At 34.6% G+C, this 25,035-nt stretch carries 20 protein-coding genes; 3 read left to right on the plus strand and 17 right to left on the minus strand.

Annotated elements, in window-relative coordinates; genetic code table 11:
* Window positions 1–191: 191 nt before the first annotated feature.
* The 7 genes from V6255_RS14495 to V6255_RS14525 form a co-directional block, all read right to left on the minus strand.
* On the minus strand, window positions 192–1,025 hold the full coding sequence (locus V6255_RS14495) for a 5'-nucleotidase, lipoprotein e(P4) family (protein WP_341628806.1): 834 nt from the start codon (window positions 1,023–1,025) through the stop codon (window positions 192–194).
* 134 nt (window positions 1,026–1,159) lie between these two features.
* Window positions 1,160–2,431 (minus strand): endonuclease, encoded by a 1,272-nt coding sequence (locus V6255_RS19345; RefSeq protein ID WP_425355934.1) that lies wholly within the window; start codon window positions 2,429–2,431, stop codon window positions 1,160–1,162.
* An 838-nt stretch (window positions 2,432–3,269) separates the two neighbouring features.
* Window positions 3,270–6,404: an ExeM/NucH family extracellular endonuclease gene (locus V6255_RS14505; protein ID WP_341628808.1), complete on the minus strand. Its 3,135-nt coding sequence runs from the start codon at window positions 6,402–6,404 to the stop codon at window positions 3,270–3,272.
* Window positions 6,405–6,450: 46 nt separating this feature from the next.
* Window positions 6,451–7,530, minus strand: a complete 1,080-nt coding sequence (locus V6255_RS14510) for a porin (protein WP_341628809.1) — start codon at window positions 7,528–7,530, stop codon at window positions 6,451–6,453.
* A gap of 198 nt (window positions 7,531–7,728) precedes the next feature.
* Complete coding sequence (gene ushA / locus V6255_RS14515; protein ID WP_341628810.1) at window positions 7,729–9,378, minus strand: bifunctional UDP-sugar hydrolase/5'-nucleotidase UshA; 1,650 nt, start codon at window positions 9,376–9,378, stop codon at window positions 7,729–7,731.
* A 695-nt stretch (window positions 9,379–10,073) separates the two neighbouring features.
* Complete coding sequence (locus V6255_RS14520; RefSeq protein ID WP_341628811.1) at window positions 10,074–11,702, minus strand: methyl-accepting chemotaxis protein; 1,629 nt, start codon at window positions 11,700–11,702, stop codon at window positions 10,074–10,076.
* Window positions 11,703–11,985: 283 nt separating this feature from the next.
* On the minus strand, window positions 11,986–12,564 hold the full coding sequence (locus tag V6255_RS14525) for a phosphoribosyltransferase (protein ID WP_341628812.1): 579 nt from the start codon (window positions 12,562–12,564) through the stop codon (window positions 11,986–11,988).
* Between the two features lie 118 nt (window positions 12,565–12,682).
* Here V6255_RS14525 and V6255_RS14530 point away from each other — a divergent pair, with 118 nt between their 5' ends.
* Complete coding sequence (locus V6255_RS14530) at window positions 12,683–13,279, plus strand: phosphoribosyltransferase (protein ID WP_236546668.1); 597 nt, start codon at window positions 12,683–12,685, stop codon at window positions 13,277–13,279.
* 386 nt (window positions 13,280–13,665) lie between these two features.
* Here the strand turns inward: V6255_RS14530 and V6255_RS14535 are convergent, their stop codons facing one another.
* Window positions 13,666–14,631 (minus strand): sensor domain-containing diguanylate cyclase, encoded by a 966-nt coding sequence (locus V6255_RS14535; RefSeq protein ID WP_341628813.1) that lies wholly within the window; start codon window positions 14,629–14,631, stop codon window positions 13,666–13,668.
* 381 nt (window positions 14,632–15,012) lie between these two features.
* On the opposite strand from V6255_RS14535, the gene V6255_RS14540 reads away from it, so the two are divergent.
* The gene (locus tag V6255_RS14540) at window positions 15,013–15,390 is read left to right on the plus strand and encodes a PaaI family thioesterase (protein ID WP_341628814.1); all 378 of its coding nucleotides are present in this window, start codon (window positions 15,013–15,015) and stop codon (window positions 15,388–15,390) included.
* A 264-nt stretch (window positions 15,391–15,654) separates the two neighbouring features.
* Here the strand turns inward: V6255_RS14540 and V6255_RS14545 are convergent, their stop codons facing one another.
* Window positions 15,655–16,107 carry an AAA family ATPase gene (locus V6255_RS14545; RefSeq protein WP_341628815.1) on the minus strand — a complete coding sequence of 151 codons (453 nt, stop codon included), beginning with the start codon at window positions 16,105–16,107 and terminating at the stop codon, window positions 15,655–15,657.
* A gap of 743 nt (window positions 16,108–16,850) precedes the next feature.
* On the opposite strand from V6255_RS14545, the gene V6255_RS14550 reads away from it, so the two are divergent.
* Entirely contained in the window at window positions 16,851–18,047 is a 1,197-nt protein-coding gene (locus V6255_RS14550) for an MFS transporter (RefSeq protein WP_341628816.1), read from the plus strand.
* Between the two features lie 117 nt (window positions 18,048–18,164).
* On the opposite strand, the gene V6255_RS14555 is transcribed toward V6255_RS14550, so the two are convergent.
* The 8 genes from V6255_RS14555 to V6255_RS14590 form a co-directional block, all read right to left on the minus strand.
* Window positions 18,165–18,581 carry a GFA family protein gene (locus tag V6255_RS14555; protein ID WP_341628817.1) on the minus strand — a complete coding sequence of 139 codons (417 nt, stop codon included), beginning with the start codon at window positions 18,579–18,581 and terminating at the stop codon, window positions 18,165–18,167.
* 62 nt (window positions 18,582–18,643) lie between these two features.
* Window positions 18,644–19,111, minus strand: a complete 468-nt coding sequence (locus V6255_RS14560; RefSeq protein ID WP_341628818.1) for a hypothetical protein — start codon at window positions 19,109–19,111, stop codon at window positions 18,644–18,646.
* Between the two features lie 183 nt (window positions 19,112–19,294).
* A complete protein-coding gene (locus tag V6255_RS14565) occupies window positions 19,295–19,693 on the minus strand; it encodes an NUDIX domain-containing protein (protein ID WP_341628819.1) in 399 nt (132 codons plus the stop codon).
* A 277-nt stretch (window positions 19,694–19,970) separates the two neighbouring features.
* On the minus strand, window positions 19,971–20,645 hold the full coding sequence (locus tag V6255_RS14570; protein ID WP_341628820.1) for a LysE family translocator: 675 nt from the start codon (window positions 20,643–20,645) through the stop codon (window positions 19,971–19,973).
* 223 nt (window positions 20,646–20,868) lie between these two features.
* The gene (locus tag V6255_RS14575) at window positions 20,869–21,402 is read right to left on the minus strand and encodes a peroxiredoxin-like family protein (RefSeq protein ID WP_341628821.1); all 534 of its coding nucleotides are present in this window, start codon (window positions 21,400–21,402) and stop codon (window positions 20,869–20,871) included.
* Window positions 21,403–21,504: 102 nt separating this feature from the next.
* Window positions 21,505–22,080 (minus strand): YceI family protein, encoded by a 576-nt coding sequence (locus tag V6255_RS14580; protein WP_341628822.1) that lies wholly within the window; start codon window positions 22,078–22,080, stop codon window positions 21,505–21,507.
* 550 nt (window positions 22,081–22,630) lie between these two features.
* Window positions 22,631–23,272 (minus strand): HAD family hydrolase, encoded by a 642-nt coding sequence (locus V6255_RS14585; RefSeq protein ID WP_341628823.1) that lies wholly within the window; start codon window positions 23,270–23,272, stop codon window positions 22,631–22,633.
* Window positions 23,273–23,680: 408 nt separating this feature from the next.
* Window positions 23,681–24,883, minus strand: coding sequence for an EAL and HDOD domain-containing protein (locus V6255_RS14590; RefSeq protein WP_341628824.1), 1,203 nt, complete (start codon window positions 24,881–24,883; stop codon window positions 23,681–23,683).
* Window positions 24,884–25,035: the final 152 nt, after the last annotated feature.

Here is a 25,035-nt window from a genome sequence, read left to right on the forward strand (position 1 = left end):
GGCTCCCTATGCATGCAGAGTAATTATTGAGCACCAAAGATCAACACGCCCTAGAAAGTTAATAACGAGATCTAAAAAGTAACTCGCAATCGTTAAAAACACAAAAGGCCTCATATTTTATATTAGGCCTTTTGTGTTAATTTGAATTGATTAATAGCTCAATGAGCGATTAATCAATAACAGTTGATACTTTATTTTTCAAATTCAAACTTTCTTAATGTACTCTTTCTAAGTTCAGACTTTTCTTGTGCTGATTTTTTATACCATTCACCGCCACCATAAACCGCAGCTTCCCATGCACCATAAATTGGATTAGGTAATACAATGAACTTATCACCAAAACTCATTTTATGAGTTTCAACAGCTTTACTTCTCCCTTCCATTGTATCGCCATCAAAAGCAACATCGAAATCCGCTAGGTTATCGCCCATTAACAACACAATTTTATAGCCCATTCCTGTCACACTATCACGTCGTTCTTGTTTTTTTGATGTGCCTGTTCTAAGCATCATATGCTTCTCGTCAACCTGTGGAAAACCTAATGCTTTTAAGTTTTCCATCGTTGATTGCTTCAGGTCCATATTTTTTTCAGGCATCGATTTTCTGTTCGTTACATAAAAAACATCCCCGCCTGTTTCAACAACATAATTCAAAAAATCCACAGCACCGGGCATTGCTGTTGCACTTTTATCTTCACTCCACGCTTTCCACGTATCGCCACTATAACCATAGTCTTTATCAATTAAACCACCGTTGTATGGGCTGTTATCAATGATAGTTTCATCAACATCAACAACAATTGCTTTTTTGCCTTCTTGTTTATCCATATCCCATCTTAATTTAGCAAGGTTAAATGCCTGGTAAGAAAGTGCAGTAAATTCAGCTGAATTTTGTACCCATGAAAGGGCTAAAACTGACTCTTCATTTAAGTCTTTAGTTGTAAATTGTTTCTCAGCGGCAAAAGATGTTGAGCTAAGTGCAACCACCATTGCAAGACCTAAAAGGCTTTTAGAAAGATTCTTCATTTTTTCTCCGGAATAGTTTGATTGAAGAGCTATAAGGTATAACCTTTAAATATTAACATGTTATATCTCTATTACTGGATCTTTATTGAGTAAGAGAGTTATCTCTAAATAAAGATAACTCTCTTACAACGAGATTAATCAGCCCAAATTTCACTAACATATTCAGGGTGATCAATAAATGGATTACGATTTCCTTGGAACTCATAAGCCGCTTCATTACGGTCTAACTCTTTTTGACTCACAGGATCATTTTCATTCCAAGTTTTCAGCATAGTAATAACCCATTCTTCAAACACATAATCAGAACGACTATCTAACACAGCATCTGCAGAATCAGAGTTAACTTCCCATGTCGAAATGATATCCTCATAACGTGTTGCCATGTAGAAGTAAGCACGAGCAAAATCACCTTTAAACTCATCAATCGGCTCAAATACTGTACCAGAGTAACCTAAATCACTACTTGCAGAGCCAACTTTACTACCATTGTCTGATACAAATGTACTTGTACCAACAACACCATAAGGGTAATTACTACGTTTACCGTTCACATAACCATCCGTTGCAAAAAGGTGGTGGATATCTGTGTACATTGGGTATTCGTCATTAAACCAACTTTTCGGGAAAGAGTGTTCACGATTATAACAACTACCTTCACCAGAATAATTACCACACTGATCAGTCACTGGCGTATAATTGTAAGTATCAGAACTTGATGGGTTTTCAGAATACATATCTAAAATAGTGCCATCATTTTCATAATAGACATCTAACGAATTAGTGCCCATAAAGTCCCATAAGTTACTATAAGTTTTAGTCGTATGGTCTTTAATAATATTATACAGTGCTGTTTTTAACTCTAGACCCGTTAAATCCGCAGCACTTGCATAGTACTCACTCGTATCAGTGCTGCTGTCTGAGCTTACTGAGAAATCATCAATATAAACAATTTCAGGATCAACATATCCAGTTTGATCGTAAAAACGAATCCCAGCTTCGATACTGCCACTAGCGGCGGCAGTGTAACTATAAGTCACCTCTTGCCATGCATTTAAAATAGTATTATCTGAATAAGTCGCATATTCAGTACCGATATATAAACGTGCTTTGATTAAGCCCTCTGTATGATAAACCCACGTTGAAAAGCTATACGTTATGCCTTCAGTAACATCAATCGATTGGCGAATATCAGTGTCACCCTGTGAACCACTGTTAACTGATATTTCTGCAGAAGATACTCCTTCATTATAAATAGTCGTATTTTGTGAAACACTAACGTCGCTGTCGATAGTTGTCCATTCATCAGGTAAAGATGTAGACCAACTTTCAAAACCACCATTAACTAATAAATTACCATTAGAATCATCTGCATTGTTCTTGTCCGTCGTTTCTTCTTCAACGATCACTTCATCAATTATTTCTTCCACAGTGTCATCAGTTATCGTTTCCTCGCCATCAGATGAGAATGAGAAATTATCAACATAAACAATTTCCTCTCCATCAAAACCCGTTTGGTCATAAAAACGTAATCCGACTTCAATACTTTTATCTTCATCAGCTGTATAGCTATAGGTCACTTCTTGCCATTGATTAACTAGATCGGCATCAGAATATCCTTGGTAACCATCAACATAAAGTCGAGCACTAACCATCCCTTCCGTATGATATATCCATGTGCTAAACAAGTAAGTTGTGCCAGAAACAACATCAATTGATTGACGGAAATCAGTATCGCCTTGCGCTTCAGTTGTGACAGTTATTGCTGCTGAATTTTCACCAACAGCAAACGTTGCAGTTTCGCCTGTATAATAAATACTCGTACTCTGTGCAACACTAATCCCATCATCAATGATGGTCCAACCGTCAGGTAGTCCATCTGTCCAACTTTCAAAATTACTATTCAGTAATAAATTACCTTCCGTAACTACTGAATCAGTCTCTTCGCTTACATCTTCTACCGTCTCTTCAGCTTCTTCAGCGGCTTGAACTGCGGTTATATAATCGTTACTAGAAACCGTTGATGAATCATCACTATTACAGGCAGTAAGACTTCCTAACACCAATAAACATAGTGCTGTTTTTTTTAATTTATTATCCATTATATCTCTCTTTAAATTCCATTTAATCATTGATGGCTAATCATCATAAAAACAACAGCACTTACAACAAGCGTATTTTCAACTAATGTAAAAGCGCAATTAATGTAAGTGCTATCGTTATAATGATTAGATTCGAATTCAGTTATTACTGCGCTTTATAACGACGTAAGAACCCCAAGCCTAGTAATGAGATAAGGCCAAATATACTAAATGAACCACCACCTGAACCATCGTACTCTTCTACAGGCGCAACACTCGTTGTCGTAGAATCTTTAGACGCTGCTTCAAAGGACATTGTTTTTGTAAACGCAGGCATCACTTCTGCATCGCGTATTAATGTCATTTTTGCAGTGTAATTTCCTGCATCTAGGCCATAAACTTCAATTTCAACCAATGATTGGTTATCTTCGGTAATGGTGACATTAGGGAGAACTACATCGCTCATATCTGTTGATGAAGACAATTGAATTTGCGCAACATCACCAATTAAAGCACCTTCTTCAAGCACATAAGGCACATCGACCGCACTGCTGCTAATTGTAAGGTAAACAGGCTCGCCTTCTCCCACTTCTCCATATTCGTAGCTTAATGACATAATCGCTGAATCGTGATCCGATGAACGGTACTCGTCATCAACATAGAAGTTCTCATAATCATCACCTTTATATTCAGTGTTGTAGTCGAATAAAGAAGATTCAGGTGCATTAATGTGCCAATCAACTGCATCGATTAAACGATTTTCTAATGAAGTACTAATTAAAATATGATCAAGAGAACCAATTTCATCATTGTAAGAATAACTCCAACTTGATTGGCCTTTTTCTGCATCTTTTAAGGCAATAGTATTGATGTAACCATAGGTTTTAGTTATTTCTTGAGGGGTACCAGCCACTGTAAACTGAGGTTTATCACCAATGAACGTATCACGAGCAGTAGTAATGATTTTACCTGTTGTATTTTCAGTTAACACTAAAAGAGGATCTTCTTGACCGTAAGAATTTAAATCACCAACAATAATACGGTCTCCACCTAGGTCTTCAAGCTCTTCACCTAGCTGAACAGCTGCGGCAACACGTAGGTTTTCACAAGCACCTTGTAAATCTTCATCTGGGGCATCATCTGACCATGTGCTTTCATCACCAAATTCAACACCATCCCACTCTTCCCAACAAGTTGAACCTTTAGATTTGAAGTGGTTAACAGCAACCGTTAATGTTTTGCCTGTATTGTTAACTTTAAAGGTAGCTGCGATTGTTTCACGTTGATAGTTATCTCCACTTTCAAGTACGGCACCACTACTATCTTTCATGACCGTATTAGCACTATTCACCACAACAGGTGCGTGCTGTTCTGGCATAGAAATAACTCTCATGCTTTCAATGCTGACTTTAGATGGACGGTATAATAACCCCGTCGTGATAGCATCTGAACCTAATGAATCAGATTCATCAAGTACTAAGTCTCCGTTAGAGTCATATCCAACAAAAACGTAACGGTTACTTGTAGATACCGCACTACCTTCATCTTTAGGGTCTTCGTCGTAATATTCTTCATTAATCGCATCAACAAATGCTTGAATAGCACTGTCGTTGCCAAAACCGTTATTCTCAATTTCCATTAAGCCTACAATATCAGCGTCAAGACCTGTAATAGCTGATACTAACTTAGCTAATTGTTTTTGATATTCAGCTTCGTCATCGGCACCACGGTTTTCACCATGTGAGTTAGTCTCTCCACCGTATGGCGAGTTAAATAGATTTAATACATTTTTCGTTCCAATTGTAATAGAAAAATGACCGTTTTCAGTGGTTGTACTTAAATCTGGTGATGAGCGTCTATCTGTATTATGTACAAAGTTGTTGTTATATAACTCATTGGTAACCACTAGATTAAAGTTACTGTAGCTATAGGTGATCACCCCTTCCATTCCGATAACACTATCGTCAACACGAATATAATTATTAGCAGGATCTGAGCTAAAGCTCGAATAATAAGGAATTTCACCATCAGCTGCTTTGGTGCTACTTTCTATCACCAAACGATAATCATTATTTTCAGCAATGGCGGCCAAAATATCATCACTTCCAGGAACATTTTCTTGTGTAGGATTTAAATTAGGTCGTTGATAAGATAGGCTCATATCGTTACGGAATGTATCGTAATTAAACCCGAATGTTTTAGATACACGCATATCTTGATTGCCACTCGTGTTGGCATCAATATCTTCAGGTAAATTAACTAGCATACCTTCATAACGCTCTAATGTTGCATTAAATGACTCACCATCTGCCGCGATCATTTCAATATCCGTTGCAGTTGGTACCGACGATGTTGCATCAACGGTATCCCATTCATCAGTCTCAAGTTGCGTTAAATTATAAGATTCAGTGACCGTACTTGTGACACAAACAGTAGTACCGATCATGTCATCACTTACATTAGCAGTGCTAACAAAAATACCATCAGAGGTCAGTTCATCGCCATCTGGCAGAACATCTTGCATATAAAACCCTTTTTCAGGGTAAGTCGTTACAGCCGTCACAATACCTGTGACATTGTAAGATTCTGCAGTGGTAAAACCACTTGTGATCAATGGAGAAGATGTACCTGCACCTTGGACTTCTGCGATCGTGGTTTGCGTATCTAACGCACATGTAGAAGCAACAACTTCTTGATATTCTGAGTAAGTTGCCGTTCCTAGATCATCATATACATCTTCACCAAAGTCTTCCCAATCTGCTGCTTTGTAGATTGATGATTGAGTCGGTATTGCATTTCCCTCGACAAATCTACGGCGCAATGTTTGCCCAGATCCCCAATAAGTTCCATCTATACCGATAATATCGTAGGTAGTATTAGTATCAGTATTGATAAGAGATACTTTGTCATCACCGTTGAAACTTAAACTATTAAATGATTGTTCATCGTACGTGGCAGCAATAACACTTGTTGCACTGCTTGCAATGGCTTCTGATAATGCGATATCTGACCCACTGTTATAAATAACTAATGTTGAATTAGCGGGAATCGTGACACCTTCAAGTACGTTGCCACCAGCAGGATTACGAACTTGATTATTATAAGAACTATATTGCAATTCGATATTGCTTGGGAAAGTGTAATTACTTGTACCAGTATTAGTTAATTCTATCGCTTTATTATCACCCGAACCTTCTAAATATTCACTGATAATAATATCGGTTATTGCGGCGCTAGCATGGCTCGATAAAATACCGCTTATTGCTAATGCTAATAGACTTTTATTTAAATTCTTATTCATTATTTGATCCTTCAATTTTCTTTTATTTTTTAAGTTTTATAGCTAATTAAAAATAAACACGAGCGTATGCATAAGCATCTTGTGCTGCTTCACCAAAGTTGCCTTCCAATGCAAAAATAACAGAACTTGTTGGTTTGAAATTAACACCTAACGTCCCCCAAATTCGCTCTTTACCCCATGAAAATTCACTATCAGGCGAAACACCATAAGTGCTGTTAATATCCCAAATTTCGTATTCTTCGTAATTTAATGACCCAGTAAATTCAACTTTTTTATTTAAAGTGTAACGAGCTGAAACTAATCCACCTTGATTCTTAAGTGTTTGGTAATTGTTAAAAGAACTTGTTTTTTCAAAGTCATTACTAATAGAAATAACCGTGCTTGTTTGTGCAATATCTTCATTTTCAATATAACCATTTAAACCGATAGCGAAATCATCCGTAATGTAAGCACGTAGGCCTAAGGAGAAAAGTGTTTGCTCTCCGTACTTAGAAATACCTTCTGAGCCACTGCGTGTTTCAGCCCCAATCACCACATCAACATAATCACTGAAGTAACCAACATAACCATTAATAATGTCGCCTAATTCAGAGCCAGATGAACTTTCACCTTCATAAGAATAAGAAAGGCCCATTTTAAAATCAGAAAAAGAACCTTCATATTTAATTGTATTTTCTTGATCGCCTGCTTCGCCAGTTTCAACCGTTGTATCGAAAGTAAAGTCACCATATTTATCGTAATCATCTAATGCGGTGTCGGTTAAACCCACTTCAATGGCATGATTTTTATAAAACTTATAACCGATAAATAATTTATCTATTGTTAATTCCAGGTCACCAGATCCGTATGCCCAATTTTCACGTTCATAATCAACCTCTAATCGGTAATAAATAGCCTCGTATTCACCTTTCAGGCCCAGTGTTGCAAAACTGTCATCGATATATGATTTATCATCCGTATAAAATTCACCATATTCATAATCGGCACCAATATGTCCACCGACACCGACTTCACCATAGACTTTCAGATTGTCGCCATTTTCTTTTTCATAAATGGTTGCGGCTTGTACCGTAGCCCCGGCCAAGATAGTTGATAATGCGATGCATAGCGTTGATTTCTTTAACATTTTATAATCCTTAATTGAATGTTATTTGTCTTAATGTATTACTATATTTATATATTACTAATAATTTAAATGAACTTTTAGAGCTCTATAACCATGATGCGTATGAAATTATCATGCATTTATGACAGTTATATGTAACTGATTAATTGATACTTTTTATTATGAAATATTAATTGGAATTTATTTTTATTAAATAAATTATTCATTTTTAGGTATGAAATCAGCAATATTAATCGGTGAGTTGTGCTGGATAAAATCCTTTAAAACTTCCGCATCGACATAACCGGTATTAACATAAGAGGGATGCTCAGAGAGCTTTGGATAACCATCGCCACCAGCAGCATTAAATGATGGAACGGTAAAACGATAAGTACGATTTAAATCAATCGGTTTATCACCAATAACAATATTGCTAACCTGCATATCAGCAACCGTCATTGTAATACCTGAAAATTGTGCATAAGCACCAGAATCTTTGCTTTTTGTTGCAACCTGATTAAGGTAACCAACGACTTCGACTCCTGTCATATCAACATAAGTGATTGTATTGGCAAACGGTTGTACCGTTAAAACACTTTTATAAGAAATATCACCCGCTTCAATCGAAGCACGAATACCGCCAGAATTCATAACAGAAAAATCAGCTTGAGCACGTTGCATGTGGGCTGTAGCAATCAAGTGTCCTAAGTTAGTCTGATTATTACGAACAACCTTTCGCTCTCCTTGTAGTAATCCATTACTACTACCAATCACAATATTTAACGCCGCCTGCCCTTCTTCTTGGAATGGTTTTAGTGTGTTAAATACAGTTTCATCTTGTTGAATTTCATCTTGAATAAACACACGTGTTTTATTACCGTCAACGTCTGTTACTTTTTTCTTTAAATTAACAGGAATAAGATTGTAATACTGTAGTTCAAGCTCGCCATTTTTAAATGTGTAATCCGCACGCCCTACATATTTACCCCATTCATGTGCTTGTACAATATAGGTTCCATTTTGAATATCTGGTTTACAGGCTTGTCCTGCTTTAAAGTCTGCATATACATTCACACCTTCCATACAAACAGGCTCTTGAGAGTGACCACCTACGATCATATCGAGAGAACCTTCATCAAGGTAACGTGCTAATTGAACATCGCCCGGTGCATTCGATCCGTTATCACCATTTAAGTAATGCCCCATGTGTGTAGCTGCAATAATGATATCAGGATTATATTTGGCTTTAAGTTCTGCAATCACCAATTTAGCTTCGACTTTGGGGTCAGTAAATTGCATATCTTTAATGAATTCTGGATTACCAATTTTAACAGTGTCTTCTGTGGTTAAACCAATAACAGCGACTTTAACGCCATCTTTATCAAAGATTTTGTAAGCATCAAACATACGTTTACCATCTTTGTATATATTGGCAGCAAGAAAAGGAAAGTTTGCCCAATCCGCTTGCTTAGCAAGTACATCCAAAGGGTTATCAAATTCATGATTACCGACAGCCATTGCATCATAGCCAATCATATTCATACCAATAAAATCAGGTTCAGCATCTAAAAGATCTGACTCTGGTACTCCAGTATTAATATCTCCACCAGACAGTAACAATACAGAACCACCAGCAGACTCGACTTCAGCACGAATATGATTGACTAACGTTGCACGTGCAGCCATGCCACGCTCGCCATATTTATTCTGCCAAAAGTGTCCGTGGTTATCATTGGTATGAAGAATAGTGAGGTTATATTCTTTATCTTGCAGCCATTTTTGTTGAGTGGTGGTGGTCGATGTGAGAGTTGAACATCCGGTCAATAGTAGAGACGCAATGCTCGCCACAATGAAGCGTTTATTATTCATAGATCTAATCCTTTAAATTCAATAAATAGTCTGTAACTTTAAATTTTTATATGTGTTTTATTATTATAAAAAATCCATTTAGTGTTACACCATCTAATAAATAAAACTGAAGATCAATAGTAAACATTCTCATTTAAAAATTTATCAACGCTCTTTTTTGGTGCTAATGATGCCCTTATTTGAGGATTTGATATTACTTTAAAATATCATTTCGTTTATTAGACAAGTGTAATCAAAGGCTATACTTTGATTGCATTCTGACCAAAAGGTCAATAAATGCTCTGTATTGGTGCCGTTCTTCTTTGTAACTTATTATAAATAACATTAAAAAATGACTTTTAATTTACAAAAATAATGAAATTTAATTCGAAAACCAATAACCGAATTGATAATCAACAAGAATATATCAAAGCTTGTTAAATACTAAAAGTGAATAATAAGCGTCTTTTTGAAGGCTAAAATGCAAGGCAGTAAGGAATCGATAAAACACAAAAAACGACTATAAATGAAAGGATAAGAACCTGATTTATGATGTACTGAGCGACATACTAAATAAACAATAATAAACCTTTAAAAAATCAGGACGAATAACAAACGTCCTTAAGATTAAAATGATAGATATTTTCAATATATAGTAAATTTAAAGCCACCACATATAAGCGGAGCTTTAAAAATTATTATAAGATTGAGTTATATTAAACAGTAAAGTAATTTGTATCTTTTTTAAGCGTGTTAGATAAGGTTTCCAATAACTCGGCTTGAGTTACGTTATTTTTAAGTGTTTCACTTGTTTCTTTAGACATCACAGAAATTTCTTCCATTCCTTGTGTAACATCATAAATCGTAGCAACTTGCTCATTGGTTGCACTGACCACTTCTAATACTTTAATTAATGAGTCGCCAGCCTGTCGTTGTATATCGTTAAGTAATTCATTCGCTTGGTGAGTTAACGTCAACCCTTTTTCAACTTGCGGTACTGTCGTTTCCATTGCTGTAACAGAAGCTTGCGTATCACCTTGAACTTGATTGATCATTGCTTCGATTTCACCAGTCGCATCGCCAGTACGAATAGCAAGTTGACGAACCTCATCAGCGACAACCGCAAAGCCTCTACCCGTTTCACCTGCACGAGCGGCTTCAATAGCAGCATTTAACGCTAATAAATTTGTTTGATCTGAAATACTTCTAATCACGTTAATGATTTCACCAATTTCACGTGTTCTTTGTTGTAGGATATTGATTTGCGTTACAGTAGCATTGACTGTTGTTGCAATTTTTTCTATTTCTGTTGCCACATTCAACACAGCATCTCTACCACGTTGAGATAACTCTACCGTTGCTTTTGAATTATCTTCAGTCTGTCTCACCGTCTCAACAACAGCATCAATACTATTGCTCATTGAGTCTAAATGGTGTTTAGCATCATTGGTTTGAACTACCTGCCTATCCGCGGCATTAAGTGCCAGTAAAGAACCAGCAGTTACTGAGATCGCACGTTCAGATAATTCAGCAGAAGATGAAATAATATTGTTCACTGTAGTTTTTAATTGCTGTTGCATAACATTGATTGATGCCATCATGCTTTCAGGGCAGCAGGAAATAACTTCCCCTGTTAGGTCACCTTGAGAAATGTTAGAAACAACCTTGGCTGCTTCTTGAGGATCACCACCAACAGATTGTTTTACTTGAAAACTGATCCTATAAGTCACCAATAATCCAATGATAATCGCTAAACTTGTTAAACTAACCATCCAACTTTGAAATGAACTCGCTACAAGCCGCACTTCTTCTGTCGCTTTTTGATTGACAACTTCTTGGTAATCAATAAATTCATTGATTGATGCTAACCATTGAACAAATGTAGGTTTAGCCTGATTAAATAAAATATCGTTTGCTAATTCAATGTTATTAGCTAGTTTAGCCTCAATGATCAGATCAACTAATGGTAAGGTTTGTGACTCAATATTGTTTATTTTTGAATAAATACGCTCCTCTTCAGCAGTTATCACAATGCCAGATGACATAATTTCATTCATATCAACAACTGATTTCTGATAATCATTACCCAAATCGTTCATCTCTTGAATTGCACTATCAAGCTCCCCTTGGGTTCTTGCTAATGAGATATCGCGTAATGTAATAGCGCGATCATGAACGCTCCCCCTAAAATTAATAGCATGTCTTTGTTTAACAGAGTTTTGATCGGTTATTTCTGTGATGGTAGAATCAATAAAGTTAACACGGTGAATACTAATAAAGTTAAGGGTAAGCATCATTAAAATGACCACACCAAAACCAATAACCAATCGTAAATTAATCGTCATATTTTTGCTCAAGATTAAATGGATGAAAAATCGTTATTTAATCTTGTAGCCTAGTCGCAAATTAATGAACAATCCATTTAAAAATCAAATAAATACTTAAATTGATATAGATTTAATAAAATATTTTAAATAGTGAGATTATGAAAAAGGAATTGATGACGTGTATGGCTTATATTTTATTAAGAATAAATAACCGATACATGCTAGAAGTTTTCAAGCTTAAATCATTTTAAAGTGGACTTGATTGCACTTGATTAATCACAAGTGCAATTTAACAGTGTTTTTATTCACTTTTAGCAGGTAAAAAGTTTTTTATAATTTCATACAAACGAGGACGTTTTATAGCAATATCTTCTGCCGATAAACCTTCTAATGAATGAGGATATTTCAACCAAGCATCGGTTTCATGTAGATAATAATCAGGTATACGCTCGGTTTGATTACGTGTTGGTTTATAATAAGGTACTGCAATCCTGACATCTTCCGGCATATTTAATCTGGTTTTTCTATGTAGCTCTTTAATAATAGCTTCGATAGAACGACCAGTATCATAGACATCATCGACTAACAGTAATTTATCATGGTGCTGCAGGTTCTTAACCAAGTAGTTTAAGCCATGCACTTTAACTTCTTTCTGTTGTTGATCGATTGCAGCAGCGTAAGAAGAAGTTCGAATCGCAATATGGTCAGATTGAATACCATGAACAGCTAGGAACTCCTGCACTGCAATACCAATCGGAGCACCACCACGCCAAACAGCGACAATAAAGGTCGGTTTAAAGTCACTATCTAGAATATTGCGTGCTAAAGCATAAGAGTCTTCTAATAGGTTTTGCGCAGTTAAGTATTGTTTGTCAGCCATGTTAGTTCCAAGTAAAAACATTAAAGATAGTGCCACTAAAGATTGAATAAAAATCTTCTTTATGTTCTAATTTTTGATTTAAAATCCTGCAAACATAACATATTAAATGGGTGATTTCTTGGCTAAATATAGTGAAAAAATATTTTTAGATGAAGATACGTTAATCGAAGAGTCATTTCAGCTAGCAACACAAATTATGGCCAGTGATTTTAAACCAACTTTTATTGTTGGATTATGGCGTGGTGGTAGTTCAGTTGGAATTTATGTACAAGAATGTTTACAAACATTAGGTGTACAAACTGACCATATCTCTATTAGAACCTCATACGGTGGCTACGATAGTTATCACCAACAGGCTGATGGCGATCAACCTATTCATGTACACGGTTTAACTTATTTAGTTAAAAAGTTAAATGCCGAAGATAAATTATTAATTGTTGATGACATGTACCGTTCTGGAAAAAACGCAGATGCTGTCATTAAAGAACTAAAAGTAAGACTTAAACGAAATATGCCTGCTGATGTGAGAATAGCAACGGTTTGGAAGAAAGCATCATTACCGAAGAATACTGGACCAGACTATTTTGTTAATGCGACTGATGATTGGGTGGTTTTTCCCTATGAATTACAAGGTTTGTCGCTTGAAGAGATCAAGCAACATAAATCTTTTGCCTATCCCTCTATTAATCCAGAGTTATTTACAAAGAGTGAATAATTAACAAAGCAATACCAATCACAATAAATAGCTTATCTACTTTATTGGTTAAAACAGCGCTCTTCCTCGTTGTAAATGTCGTAAAGGGAACAGCCATTAAAGAATTAACCGCTTTTGGTTAATTCTCCGATAGACGATTAACGAAGTTAATCTTACACAGACTAAATTTACGCCTTGAATTGAACTGCTTTTTCAGCACAAAATTTAGATGACAGATTTAATATAATCGGTATAAAGCTGGTTGTCACACGACTGTTCAAGTGTGCTGCTAGCAATATGAACAATATAATTGATGACGATCAACGGCATAATCTTAAGAATAAAATATTAATTACTTCGTAAGACTTTCTATCTTTAACTATCTTAAAAATTAAGGTAAGGCTTATTCACTCGCTTTTATTTCTAGTATGTTTGTATTCATACATTTGAGCATCAGCATCAGCTAATAAAGCTTCAATCGAATCGTGCAGCTCGTGATTAAACTCTGCAATGCCATAAGAAAATGAGACATTTAATGAAGGTTCCTTCTGCTCTAGGTAGGAATGTAAAGTTATTTCAAACTCATCAATAACTTTCGCAGCTTCTTTGATTGAAGTACTGCTAAGCAACACTATAAACTCATCTCCACCTAACCTTGCAATAATATCTGACTCTCTAAAAGAGTCACTTAACAGATTTGAAAATATTGTTAAAACAAGGTCACCAGACGCATGACCAAAATTATCATTAATGGCTTTAAATTTGTCTAAATCTAAATAAGCGAGTGTTACTGGAAAGTTATTTCTCACACTTAGGCTTAATGTATTATGTGCAATAGAAAGGAAACCTCGTCTATTTAAGACGCCTGTTAATTCATCATGTGTCGCTATTTGTACCGCTGAAAGTTCCAACTCTACAGTTGCAGCAAGATCTTTTAAAGCGGCGATATCTTCACTATCAAAATTTCGCGCAATATTATCAACAATGCATAATGTACCTAAGTGATAACCATTCACTGTTAATGGGCAGCCAGCATAAAACTCAACATAAGGTGCTTCAATAACCATTGGATTATCTGCGAAACGCTCATCTTTACTGGCAGCAGGAATAATAAAAACGTCATCATCTAATATGGCATGACCACAAAAAGAAATATCGCGAGAGGCTTCTTGAATAGGGAGTCCAACACAAGATTTAAACCATTGACGATTTTCATCAACTAATGAAACTAACGCAATAGGGACATTAAACATTCTTTTCGCCATACGCGTCACACGATCAAAGCGCTCTTCAGCGAATGTATCGAGAATATCAAGGGATTTAAGCATTTTGATACGGTCTTTTTCATTTAGTGGAATATCTGCTTGTTTCATAAATAGCCCTGAAAATAATTTAAGTATTTGTTTAATCACAATGTATAAAAAACACGTTAAAATCAAAAAAAATCACAAAAAATAATCACAAAGTGTTACTTTTGTGATTTTACTCTAAAATAAAAATAATGTAATAACCATAGCATTTCTATTTCATGATTGTGAGTTAGGTATTAATAACCTGCTAAAATGAATAGTGTCCGAGCACCTTAATCTACCGGAAAACCCGCTATATCGGCAAAGAAGAACATAGTAAAAACAATTATATATCCATATAATAATTTTTATATATCACCTTAATAAACCATCAAGTCTTATATTTCACTATTTTCCTAAAAATAGTTTCTATTTAAAACTTTCATTTAAAACAAGGAATAATGCATGGAAGATATTAATTTCCCATTTCTTAAGCATACGGGAGCGTCGTTAAAAAGCTTTTCTAAAGGTGAAGCAGAGGTAGAGTTACATGTAAAACCTTATCACCTACAACATAAAGGCTTTGTACATGGGGGTGTAATATCGACGCTAATGGATAATACCGGTTGGTATGCTGCTGTATCAGGGCTTGAAGATGGCTTTACAGCGGTTACTATGGAAATAAAAATCAATTACTTAAAACCTGCTTTAGGAAAGTATCTACTAGCGTCAGCATCAATTAAACGCCAAGGTCGCACTACTTCATTTGTCACCATCGAATTACATGATGAAGGTTCGCTTATTGCTTATGCAACAGGTACTTATGCGATTATTAACGATTAGCAAAGTGAATAGAATTCAGAAGAAGAAGTATAAATAAAAGCAATAATTAATAAAGTTTAAGGTTGTTAAGCTAGCTATATTAACGCTTATATTCCTATACCTTTATAGTTCTTCCTATACTGCTATGGGTGTTATTGACTGTGATTGTTAGCCATGCTTTTTACAGTGATTTTTTGATGTATCTTTTCTATAAAATAATACTGCAGCTATTACGCTGCAGTATTGGCATTAAAGATTAATATACAACATTGTTATAACGTCGAACTACTTAAAGCGAATCACTACATCCATTTTTGTCGACATAGTCGCACTCAAAGTTTGCTTTTTATCTGTTGCTAAAATCACCATACCGTTATGTTTAGCGATATTTTTAAATAGGTTATTTAAGTTAAATCCATTATCACGTTCATGTGAGTTCTTTACTTCAGTTTTTTTGTCAAATAATAAATCTGAATTTTCAAAAAGTAATATATTTCTACTATTACGTACATCCGTAAATAACTCATCAACAGTACTTTCAGATGCTTTGTCAATGATGGCAGTTGTATGTTGTACTGTACTTTTTGTATACGATGTTAAATCAGCAGTGGCTGCAGCTAAATCACTTTCATTAGCACCATTACATGTAATCAAAAAACGTGTTTTATGGTTTGCAATTTGTGGCATATCATTTAAGAATCGGTGATAACTCTTGCTTTGGTAATCTACTATTAACATTTATTTTCCTATTTAACCCCATTGTTTCTTCTGCTTGTATTCTAGCAGTTTATTATGTAAAAGGTTCAAAACTCTTTTATACCAATTACATTAAAAATGTGTGATCTATTTTACTGGTGTGGGTATTTCATTTATAGATTCATATAGTGGATATTAATATCTGCTTTTAACTGAAAATACTTTTTCTATAATCCAGTTAATAGGTCCATGCTTTTTTACTTTGATCTCTTATTAACATAATTTTATCGATTTTGAGGTGCATTAAAAGCTGGCAACTCAATAAAGGAATAGTCATTTTCTAACAAAACTCGTTTTAGCTGTGTCATTATTTTTTATTGAAGGCAGGCAAGCGACATGTAGTTATTTTGGTTGTAAACATGATTTTTTAACCCTTCTTAATAAACACTCCCTTTTATAGAAGTACTTTTTTAACCCCTATTTTTGTTCTATTCCCTTATAACTTCTTCTTTAACTTACTTATATTTTTCATTATATCTTTTATTACAATAATTTAAGTTAACTTAAATTAACTGCATCACTAAATTAAGTACTATAAATTGATATTTAGAATGAGAACCAATTTTCAAATTAAATATAAAGTTAGCGATGCTTATTAGTAGCATTACGCGCCCATTATCTAGAAATAAGGTTAAATAATAAAATTAATGTTCAAAGAATTTAATGCAAATAACAATTATTTGTCTGTTATCATCTCCCGTCTTTTTTAACTATGGAATATTGTGATGAATTCAATTTCGCCGACTCGATCCATTTTTTCTTCCGTAATTTTGATTTTAGGCATTTTACTAATTGCAGCCAATTTACGAGGACCGATCACCGGTATTGGGCCAGTATTAGATCAAGTCATCGACAGTTTCCAACTTACCTCCTCTCAGGCGGGTATGTTAACTACATTGCCGCTACTTGCTTTTGCTATCGCCTCTCCGATGGCAACAACTTTAGCCAAAAAACAAGGCCTTGAAATATCTTTGTTTATTGCACTCGTATTGATTGGTTTAGGGCTAAGCACTCGTTTGGTTGATTCTGTAATTATCCTTTATCTCGGCACCGCAGTAATCGGTGTAGGTATTGCAATTGGTAATGTTTTATTACCCAGTTTAATTAAACGAGATTTTCAACATAAAGTCGCAGTCATGACTTCCGCATATGTTTTAGCAATGGGTGTATTTGCAGGTAGTTATTCAGCTTTACTTATTCCATTAGCCGCATATCAGGATATCGGATGGCAAATTGCCTTAGCTAGTTATGGTTTAATTACTCTCTTCAGCCTTATTATTTGGTTACCACAGTTAAAATCGCATACAAAACCAATTAAAGACCTAACACAATCTCATACTCAAGGTAAGATTTGGCATCATGCTATAGCATGGCATGTCACTTTGTGCCTTGGTCTCAACTCATTTTTTACTTATATCATGATAGCTTGGTTACCCAATATATTAATAGAAGGTGGACACGATGCACAACAAGCTGGTGTCTTACACGGTGCATTTCAAATGGCTTCAGCTGTGCCAGGCATTATATTAATACCTTTGCTATCAAAATTAAAAGATCAACGAATATTAGCGTTATCATTAGCAATTTTAGGATTTGTTTGTGCGTTGGGATTATTATACTTTCCTCACTTTGCTTTTATATGGTCAACGACTTTAGGTTTTTGTGCTGGGGCGATTTTTATTTTAGGTTTATCCTACATAAGCTTACGAACTCATCATTCAAGACAAGCAGCTTCATTATCAGGCATGGCTCAATGTGTGGGTTATTTATTAGCAGCTATCGGACCAATGTTTGCTGGTGCTTTGCATTCACACTTTGATAGCTGGGCACCTGTATTGTGGCTATGTGCTTTAGCAAGCTTGTTATGTGGTGTATTTGGTTATTTAGGTGGCCGAAATGTTCGTCTAAATGAGGATGCCTAAACGTCTTACGTCAATGATAAGCATCAAAAGTAGCTAAGGTTAATGCTTAGCTACTTTAATTTGAAATTATTAAAAAAAAATAGTCATGGGAAGTAAAATTGTTAAGCTATTTAACGACTATTTAACAGGTAGCGCCTTATCAAATGCAGCAACATCACTTAATTTTTTAAGCCATGGAACAGAAGAACGACACCATATTTGTGCTTTAGGTGTTAACTGTTCACGTTGTTTGATAGCACCGATGCGTAAGCCATATACTTTGTCACTATCATCTACAGATGTGGCATAAAGTGATGTTCCACAATTCCCACAAAACCCCTGTGCTCTCTTGTTACCACTTTCAGCGATTTTTACATATTCTTTAGGCTTACCAGCACTAAAAATAACGCTATTAGGTAAAGAGATAACTGCACTACGAAAAGGCCCACTAGACATTTCCTGACAATCTGAGCAATGACAACTCACTACTTTAGTTTCATCTATTTCAGCTGTGTAAACGATATCACCACAATGGCATTGACCATTAATTTTCATAAAAACCCTAATTAGTTTAATGACTAACTACTTTAATTAAGTTAGTTTTTAACAAGTATTCCTTAATAGAACAAACCGTGCACACCTGCCACACCGGCAAAAACAGCAAGTAGACTAATTGATAATAAAATCGAATGCATGAGTTGTAAATAATGGAATGCTCTTTCGCTATTCTTCTGTGCTTGTTGATGGAACCATTTATGTAGAAATAAAGGCTCAAGAACAAACAAAACCAACATAAATAGAGTCCAGATAAACAGCATTAAATGCACCCACCATTGCATTGATGCCCATCCATTTAAAACGTACAACATATAAAAACCAGAGAGCCCAGTGACTAATGTTGTTAATTTAGCTTGAAAACCAAACTTATGCTCCAAGGTTTCAAATAAAGCTAACCTATTTTCAGTGGATGGCATTTTTCTAATAGCTGGAATTAACACCGTACTCACAAAAGCGACACCGCCAATCCAAAGCACAACTGCAACGACATGTAATGCACGTGCAATAACAAAGTAACTATGTTCCATACTAAGCTCCCTATATTGGATATAAAAGCCATTATTTTTTGATCTGTAGTTGAATAATTAAATCAAATAAACCGCTTTTTAACCCTAACAAAGTCAATTAAATAAAAGTTCTAAGAAAAGGTCGAATATCTACATTAACCTCACTTCGACTATATTAAGCTTTATTTTATACTGAGCTTTGTTCTACATTAACTTTTGTTGTTTAAGCCACTCCATAACTTTAATTGATCCAGGTGAGCAGAGTGATTTATTTTCATAATCAATGAATTGAATTTCTTCTATTTCTGCTGCAGGAGATAAACGCCCTCTGAACTCCGCAAAATAACACGTTAACTTAACAATAACGTCTTCACTTTGACCATCAGCCTTGGCTTTAAAGGTACCTGCATATTTAATTGACTCGGGTATTAAATCAATAGATATCTCTTCTTTAATTTCGCGTATAAGTGCAGTCTCATCTGACTCACCCAACTCACGTTTTCCACCAGGAAGGTAAAAAAGCGTTTTATTTATTGATCGCGCATTTAATAATTTTCCCTCATAAATATACAACCAAGCTAACTTATCAATTTCTTTTTTCATTATTACTCCAAAACATAACAAACAAGTCTAAACATCTTTATTAATACCAATTATTTAAATAAGTACTCTCAATTTTACGCAGGAGAAATGACTTAGTTTAAGGCGTAAATTGAGCCCTTTCGAAGGTTAACTACGTTAATCGTCTGTCGGGGGAATTAACCAAAAGAGTTTGATGCTTTGATGCTTTAATGGTTTTCCGCTTTTACGAAACTTATAACGAAGAAATAAATTATTTCAACCAATAAAATAGATCAGTTAATTAATGTGATTGGTACAACTAGCCTTTCCTACTCATTCCTGCTGATATTGCTAAAGCACTCCCTAAAATAACAAACACGCTACCAACAGTGCGATTCACCAACATCATTGTGTTAGGTTTTGTAAGTAGTGGACTTATTTTTGAGCCTAATCCTGCATACATAAACATTGAAGAACAGTCTATAAAAAACCAAGTGCAAGCGAGCACGGCATATTGTTCAACTTGTGGTAAATCTGCATTCATAAAACTAGGGAATAGTGCAATAAAAAATAATAGATCTTTAGGGTTACTGATGCCCACCATAAAACCTTTTCGAAACAATGAATAAGCAGAATAATGGCTAAGCTGATGATGTCTCTGAACTTCAACTAAAGACTCTGTAGGTTTTATCTCTGGTATACTATTTAATGCACCTTCTCTCCAAGCACTCCAGCCTAAATATAATAAATACCCTGCACCAAATATTTTGAGTACAAAAAAAAGTGTTTCAGAAGCCGTTAATATAGCGCCAAGGCCAACAGCAGAAACGGTCATTAGCATTAATGCAGCAATTGCACCACCGATGATGGTAGGAATCGTTTTTTTATTACCAAACTTAACGCCATCAGAGATACATAAAAGTGCGGAAGGACCCGGGCTAAATATTAATACGCTAATAACACTGACATAAACTAGCCAAGTACTTAATTCCATTTAACTAATCCCACTCCATTTACCTAATTTTTTCTATCGTTCCATTACTAATTTAATATTACTTTTAAAAATGATTGAACAGACGAAACATAAATAATATTGTTTATGTTTTAATGCGAAGTCTATGAGAATAAAAGATTTCGCATTAAATATCTATGAATAAACCTTACAAGCAATGCTTATCTGCCAATCATCCTTATCTAGTAATTGGCAGGTACAATGATTAAGAATAAGTACCACGTATCGGGTAATCATTTTCTGGCGCTTTGATAAATTCAAGTCCACCAGCTAGTATGCCAATTTCAGGACGAGCAAGCGGGCCATTAGATATATCAATTACTTGTACTTGGCCTTTTTCATTAATAACAAATAAGCCAGGTTCAGCAAATAAATGATCCGTTTCTTTCTCAGAGCGAGGATTAGAAATATAAAGACCTAAAGCTTTCATTTGCTCAACAGTTAAACCGTAATAGATAGGAAAACTGATTTCTAAATCTGCTAAATGCATTTCAAGTTGTGCTTTACTATCTGCAGATACCGCTACAATTTCAACGCCATTAGCCATAATTTTCTCTTTGAATGTTTCAAGTAAATTAAGATATTTAGTACATAATGGGCAATGTTTGCCACGATAAACAACGACCATTTTCCAATCTGCATCATCTGATATGGTGCTAAGATCTACACTGGCTCCATCAAGGTCTTTAACTAATAAGCTCGGAAAAGGTGAACCTGCTGAAATGGCTGAGTGTGTCATTATATTTACTCCTGATTTATATTAAAAAATTAAAACATGAAAATAAAAGCCTTTAATTAATTAAAATATATTGTTTAAAATACGTTTAATTTAAAGTTGCTTTTATTGTTTAAAAATGAGACTAAATGTAACAGGTACAGCATTACTGATTGATGGAAGCGCTGCAATATTTCTAAGCTGTTCGATACCTTTTTCTAAACCATAGTCACTTGCATTAATAACTATCGGCATAAGTGAAGTCACTAATAATCTTTCACCACTTAATTTAGTCACTTGAACATCACTTGTAACTTGATTTGAGACACCGTGAAGCGATAGGTTGAATTGAACAGGTTCAATATAAGTATCACCGATATTCAAACTCGCCACTTTCTCTACGTCAACAAATCCAGATAATTTTGCATCTGCAAATTTCGCCGTATCAAATAACATAGTTTTGACTCTATCATTACGAATACCAATATTGGTTTCAACGCTACTAAGGTCGATATTGAGTTCCACCTGACCAGAGTCGCTAATTGCCCCTGTTAGCTTTTGGAAACTATGTACTTCTCCAACTTTTAAGCTTTTAACGCTTACGAAATTGAGTGAGGAATTATCACTAGACAAATCCCATTGGGCAAATGCACTGGGTGATAAAAAAGCAAATAATAGGGCAACTCCAGAGAGTGCTTTCATAAAAATCTCCATTAATTTTTAGTTAACTTAAAAAAACCTACAAGTACCATCGTCTTAACATCTTGTTAAATACAATAACTCCGTATTTACGGTGGATAGATAGCTTTAATATTAAAGCTATCACACAATATCAAACGTAATTATTTAATCAATAAGTTAACGAAGGTTTAATCATAAGAAACAAGGTATATGAAATAATCAGGAAGGGAAAAGCATTATTTAATCAAAAATATATCGGTTAATAATAAGGCTTAAGAAGGTAATCCATTTAGATAGTTTTAAATTTAGTAAAAGTAATTTATCACATCACCCCCACTCAAATAGTGAACAATATTTGAATCTCCATTTCAATTATCTAATAAACGACAAAAACTGAAAAAATATCATATCTTCTATCTTAAGAATTTAGCTAGATGTTCAGCGCTTAAATATTAAATGCAAAGGCTCGCTTCTCTACTCTCTCCTTTTAATCTATTCAGGAGACTTTACATCGTTTTTTTAAAGAAAAAACAAAAAGAGTGCGTTCCTGAAGAACCCAAATATGAAGCAATTATTGTTTTGATTGTGCATATTTAATAATATTTATAATTTCGGCCATATGCTTAATTTGTATAGTGGCAAGTGGATGTTTGTCTTTCAACATTGGAGCATAATAAATACTTTGCATTTTTGCTCCGTTAGCAGCCTGTAACCCGACTAGGCTATCTTCAACCACATAACATTGAGCAGGTTCAACTTTCATTTTTTTAGCCGCATGTAAGAAAATACCAGGTTCAGGTTTCCAAGAATCAATTTCATAAGAGCTAAAAATATTATCGTTAAAATATTGAGCTAACCCAGCTACTTGAAGCGCTTGCTCAATTTTATCTCTAGGCGCAGAAGAGGCAACACAGAAAGGCGTTTTTAACGATGCTAATAAATCTTTAACACCTTCATTCGCTTTTAAATGTTGTTCGAAAAGGTGTTTAACTTTAAGACGATAATCAGGAATAAAAGAGTCTGGAAAACGTGTATCAAATTCAGACTCTAAACTAGTAAGTATGACATTGAGTTTAACACCTCGATATAATGCCATTAATTCTTCCGCATCTGAATCAATACCAAGCTCAGCAAGTTGTTGTTGTAACGCTAAATTACAAAGGTACTCACTATCAACTAACGTACCATCACAATCGAAAATGATTAAATCCATCATATCCTCCTATATAAAGCATCATTAAGTAGCCTGATTGAATAATCCCATTAAATAATGTAACTGAAAAAGTATTGGTTATTGACACAACCAAACACAAGCAGTTAATCAAGCTGGTGAATCTCTTTTAGTTTACAGGCTATAACTCTCATTAAAAAGCGAAGTAAAAGAGCTTTATGACAAAATTTGACTTTTAGATGTGCAAATTAATATGCAAAATCTTATAGATAAAAGTATCTAAAATAATTAAAAAAGCATTCAAAAAATGGTTTATAAAGCACATAAAGACCAGCAAAAATATAGATAAATTATCTCTGAAATAAAAATGGTTAATTCGTTTATCACTTTTATAAACGAACTAACAATGACTATTTTCAGTATCTATTTTTATTATTGAGTTAAAGAAGGTTAAGTAGAAATCTCATCTGCCCATAGTGTTGACTCGACAGAAGAATTAATAATTTCAGCTTCTGTAATGTTTAAGGTTTTACTTAATTCATCAACTTTAGTCCAATTTGAATTCTCTACTGCCTCAGCTAATTTAATGAGATCTTGAAGTCTCCCCTCTTCACCTAAAAGTGCATCTTTAATTTCTTGATTAATATTGAGAGGTTTTACAATAATGGACATATCAGAATCGAGTAAAGCATCAATAACGGAGAGCATCCCACAAAGATAACCAATTTCTTTTTTATGATGCAAGCCCATTGAAGACAGTATCATTTCAAAAAATTTGGCTCGCTGTAAGGACATATTAGAAAGTATGCTTGGTTTGTCTGCATTTAAAGTTTTAATAACAGCATAGGTTATAAACTTACGTACACGGTCTTCGCCAAGATAAACAAGTGCCTGCTGTAATGATTTTATTGGCGATCGAACCATCGAGTATTGGTTCACAAAATTTAATAATTTAAATGATAACCCAGGATTACTTGCGATAATTTTTTCAATTAGTTGAAGGTCTAAATCTTGACTAGATACGGCAACTGATAACTGTATTTTTGAATTAAGCGATGAGTCTAATATTTTATTATAGATCATTTCTGGCTTACTAAAAAAGTACCCTTGAAAAAGTTCAAAACCATATTCCTTTGCAGTATGAAACTCTTCATAGGTTTCTACTTTCTCTGCTAAAAATTGAATATCGTAAGTTGATAATGCTTTAATATACGCAGCAGCTTGAGGGAGTGAATAAGTAGTAATATCAAATTTTATAATATGAATATGTTTATAAAAGCGTTCCCATTCTTTAGTCGGCACAAAATCATCTAAAGCAATGGTGTAGCCTTTATTTTTTAATTCAATAACAATATTATACAACTCATCAGTTGGTGGACAATCTTCTAAAATTTCTATGACATAGTTTTGATTTGGAAAATCAAATGGAAGCCTATCGAGCAGGCTTTCATAGCCAAAATTAACAAACCCTTTCTTCCCATCAAGAATACGCTTTTGATGCACTAATATTTGATTAACCAATATGCTTTTAGTTGCGAAGTCTGAGCTTACATTTGGAAATGAATTTTCTTTCCCGTCACGATAAAGTAATTCAAAAGCAATGGTTTTTTTGTTTCTATCGACAATTGGTTGTCGAGCGACATAAGAAGACATATCCCTACCTAATCGTAATAAGTAAAATGGATTGTTTATTAGAAAACCCATCTAAAATAATAAGAGTACTGAACAACTTCATTATATACGTTTTACAATATAGTGCTTATATTTTGAAGTTGAGAAGTGAAAGTTTGAAAAGTAACTACAAA

Origin of the sequence: Psychromonas arctica, assembly GCF_038155225.1 — a bacterium.
Lineage (GTDB): Bacteria > Pseudomonadota > Gammaproteobacteria > Enterobacterales > Psychromonadaceae > Psychromonas > Psychromonas arctica_B.